The organism is Oleiphilus sp. HI0125 (assembly GCF_001635355.1).
The window spans coordinates 1-3673 of record NZ_LWGF01000731.1; the positions used below are offsets into that span (position 1 = coordinate 1).

Genomic DNA, 3673 nt, shown 5'->3' on the forward strand with positions numbered 1-3673 from the left:
ATACCCATACGCATGGTGTTTGAACGCGGTTCGATGAGAGCTAAAATCTTTTCAGGCCCAACCTTAGCGCGAAGCCCTGAGAGCGTCGTTTTAATAGCACTAGGGTGATGCGCGAAATCGTCGTATAAAGCAATTTGATCTCGATCGATCAATACTTCCATGCGACGCTTAATGCCGCCAAATCGACTCAAAGCTTGCGCAGAATGCTCGAGTTCAACACCAACATGACGCGCAGCAAGCATCGCAGCTAAAGCATTCGATACGTTGTGCTCACCAGTCATAGACCATGTAACACGGTGCGTCTGATCCGCTAAGCGCACATCAAAGACTGAACCATCAGATTCAACTAGGTGATAACGAGCTTCTGTACTAGAGTCCTCTCCACCAAAACTTTGTTTCTCAGCCCAAACGCCCTTTTCAAGCGTCTCATCAATAGCCTTGCTGCCTTGAGGATAAATCACACGACCATTGCGCGGCACGGTACGAATAACATGATGGAATTGCTTTTGAATAGCACTTAGGTCTTCGAAAATATCGGCATGATCAAACTCGAGATTGTTAACGATCAATGTTCGAGCTTTGTAATGAACAAATTTCGAGCGCTTATCAAAAAATGCGCTGTCGTATTCATCCGCTTCGATCACAAAGAAAGGGGTTTCGCCCAAACGAGCTGAAAATTCGAAATCCTTTGGCACACCGCCGATTAAGAAACCCGGCTTCATTCCAGCATATTCAAGAATCCACGCCAACATCGTCGTTGTCGTAGTTTTGCCGTGCGTACCGGCAACACCCATCACCCATTTTCCCTGCAAGATATGTTCTGCAAGAAATTGAGGGCCTGAGGTGTAGGGCAAACCTCGATCTAGAATTTCTTCGAGCAAAGTATTACCGCGGCTAATGGCATTACCAATGATGAACAGATCAGGCTCAAGATCTAACTGCTGCGTATCGAAACCTTGAATCAACTCGATACCGAGTGACTCAAGTTGCGTACTCATTGGAGGATAAACTCCTTGATCACAACCTGTAACGCGCAAACCCTGCTCTTTTGCGAGCGCGGCAAGCGAGCCCATAAAGGTCCCGCAAATGCCTAAGATATGAATATGTTGAACAGACAAAATATGACTCGAATGCTGTTAACTAAAGACTACCGTTAACGTCGAGCTCAATCGCTCGATCCATTTCTTCAAGAAGCCCTGCTCTCGCTTTAAGCTTGGTGCCTTTGTGCGCATGACGATTAAGTTTCTTAGTTGCTTTAGCGTATTCGATCGCCGTCTCGACAACTTTTTCAAATTCAACGATTTCGTCTAGAAAACCCGCTTCAACAGCTGTTTCAGGATCAAACATTTCCGCCAAATAAAGTGAACGATTCAAATAACGATCCGTCACACCATGTTTTGCCATCGTAATACCCGCATGGTGCATCGTCATACCGATCGCCACTTCATTCAGGCCAAGCTTGAACTCGCCAGCTGCACCAATTCGATAATCGCTACATAAAAGAGTAAATGCACCTTGCGCTACAGCGTGCCCAGTACATGCCGCAATCACAGGCGTCGGGAAAGACAATAATCGGCGCGTCAATGTAGAGCCTTCTTTAACCAAAGCCATCGCAGCATCCATACTTTTCTGCATAACTTTAAGATCAAAACCCGCAGAAAACATTCCTGGATGACCCGCAATCACAACAGGCGCTTTCGCTTCTTCTGCTTGGTCTAAGGCTGCGTTGAAGTCTGCAATCATCTCATGTGAAAACGCATTCACTTTGCCGTTGTTAAGCGTTAACAGGGCAACGCATTCATTAATTTCTACTTTGACTAATTCACTCATTTTAAAAACCTTTTAGTATTTTCTTATCTCACAAGGCAATCTCAGCGATGTAAGACGCTTAAATTTATATCTTTAACACGTGCTCACGATAATATTGCAGCTCAGCGATCGATTCACGGATATCATCTAATGCTAAATGTGTCCCCTGTTTTTTAAAGCCATCTAAAATTTCAGGCTTCCAACGGCGAGTCAGCTCCTTCAAGGTACTCACATCGAGAGTTCGATAGTGAAAATAGGCTTCCAACTCTGGCATGTATTTGACCAAGAAACGACGATCTTGGCCTACGCTATTCCCACAAATCGGTGATGCACCTTTATCAACCCACTCTTGCAAAAACTCAATGGTATTCAGCTCTGCATCACGCTCTGAGAACTCGCTATCTTGTACTCGCTGCGTTAAACCAGATTCACCATGTGTTCGAGTACACCACTCATCCATCGAATCAAGTAATTCGTCGCTTTGATGCACTGCCATAACGGGCCCTTCAGCTAAGGTATTGAGGTTCGCATCGGTGACGATAGTGGCGATTTCAATAATACGATCAGACTCTGGCTCTAAACCAGTCATCTCAAGATCAATCCAAATCAAATTATATTTATGCTTCATGCAAGTTATTCGCTTCTGTATTTTTAATCAGAGCTAAAATATAGGCTTTAGTGAACTAGAACAACCGCCTATGAGAAAAACTGATAGAATGCTTGCGCCTTTTAACAGAGAAGCCCATGAGCAAACGTAAACTCAATCGCCGTCAAAAATGGCGCATCGAAAAAATACAAGCAGAGAAAACAGCCCGAGCTGAAAAGAAGCAACGCAAACTAGACGAGCAAGTGTTAGGAGGCGAACTTGGCGCCGAACAGCGCGGTTTAATTATTGCGCATTTTGGGCAAACGCTTGATGTCGAAGCGCTAGAAGGCGAAACAAAAGGCGAGATATATCGCTGTTATGTCCGCGCAAACATCGATGCTTTGGTCACCGGTGACGAAGTGATATGGCGACCCGGAGCCGACAACAGTGGAGTCATTGAAGCACGCCTAGAGCGCAGCACTCTCCTGCAAAGGCCTGATAACTACGGTCAACTTAAGCCAGTCGCATCGAATATTGATCGCATACTCATTGTCGTTGCGCTTGAACCAACACCCTTCGCCAACCTCATCGACCGCTATCTTGTGGCCGCCGAAACAACGGGCATTGAGCCAGCCATTCTGTTCAACAAGAGTGATTTGATTACCGACGATAACCGGGACTTTATTCACGGCCTGATGGATACATACAAAGCGCTCGGCTATGAAGTATTGCTCACCTCAGCAAATGACCAACAAGACTGTAGTGAAACACTCTTAAGCTGGCTATCGAATCACACGAGCGTGTTTGTCGGGCAATCTGGTGTTGGTAAGTCTTCACTTATTCGCACCATTCTCGGTGATCAATCAATCCGCGTTGGTGAACTCTCAGAAAACACACGAAAAGGCACCCACACCACTACGACCGCTAAATTATTTCACCTCCCACAAGGTGGCCGTTTAGTGGATTCTCCTGGGATTCGAGAGTTTGGACTCTGGCACATCACAGAGGCTGAACTACTTGAAGGCTTCAAAGAGTTCAGACCCTTCATTGGCTATTGTAAATTCCGCGACTGCAAACACGAGCAAGAACCTGGATGCGCAATTCAACAAGCCTTAGAAGAAGGTAAAATTTCAGAAACCAGAATGCAGAGTTATCGCCATATCTTGTCTACACTTGATGACATCGAAACTCACTGACCGATGCTGAATGGCCGAAACAACAACTTATCCGCAAGATCTACAATCATGGGTGGAGTACTTACTTAAACGCAAACTACCC

4 protein-coding genes are annotated in these 3673 nt (G+C 45.5%); 1 reads left to right on the top strand and 3 read right to left on the bottom strand.

What is annotated here, in order from left to right:
* The 3 genes from mpl to orn all read right to left on the bottom strand — a co-directional run.
* The coding region (gene mpl / locus A3762_RS10805) for a UDP-N-acetylmuramate:L-alanyl-gamma-D-glutamyl-meso-diaminopimelate ligase (protein WP_068755427.1) at window positions 1-1073 on the bottom strand (1073 nt) is incomplete at its 3' end.
* Window positions 1074-1140: 67 nt separating this feature from the next.
* Complete coding sequence (locus tag A3762_RS10810) at window positions 1141-1830, bottom strand: crotonase/enoyl-CoA hydratase family protein (RefSeq protein ID WP_068755429.1); 690 nt, start codon at window positions 1828-1830, stop codon at window positions 1141-1143.
* Window positions 1831-1894: 64 nt separating this feature from the next.
* Window positions 1895-2437 carry an oligoribonuclease gene (orn, locus tag A3762_RS10815; protein WP_068754249.1) on the bottom strand — a complete coding sequence of 181 codons (543 nt, stop codon included), beginning with the start codon at window positions 2435-2437 and terminating at the stop codon, window positions 1895-1897.
* Between the two features lie 116 nt (window positions 2438-2553).
* Between orn and rsgA the strand changes: the two genes are divergently transcribed.
* Window positions 2554-3591: a small ribosomal subunit biogenesis GTPase RsgA gene (gene rsgA / locus A3762_RS10820; RefSeq protein WP_068755430.1), complete on the top strand. Its 1038-nt coding sequence runs from the start codon at window positions 2554-2556 to the stop codon at window positions 3589-3591.
* Window positions 3592-3673: the final 82 nt, after the last annotated feature.

Bases quoted from the DNA above. Each gene is read 5' to 3' on its own strand.
- A3762_RS10810 (WP_068755429.1), bottom strand. From the start codon at position 1,830: ATGAGTGAATTAGTCAAAGTAGAAATTAATGAATGCGTTGCCCTGTTA.
- orn (WP_068754249.1), bottom strand. From the start codon at position 2,437: ATGAAGCATAAATATAATTTGATTTGGATTGATCTTGAGATGACTGGT.
- rsgA (WP_068755430.1), top strand. From the start codon at position 2,554: ATGAGCAAACGTAAACTCAATCGCCGTCAAAAATGGCGCATCGAAAAA.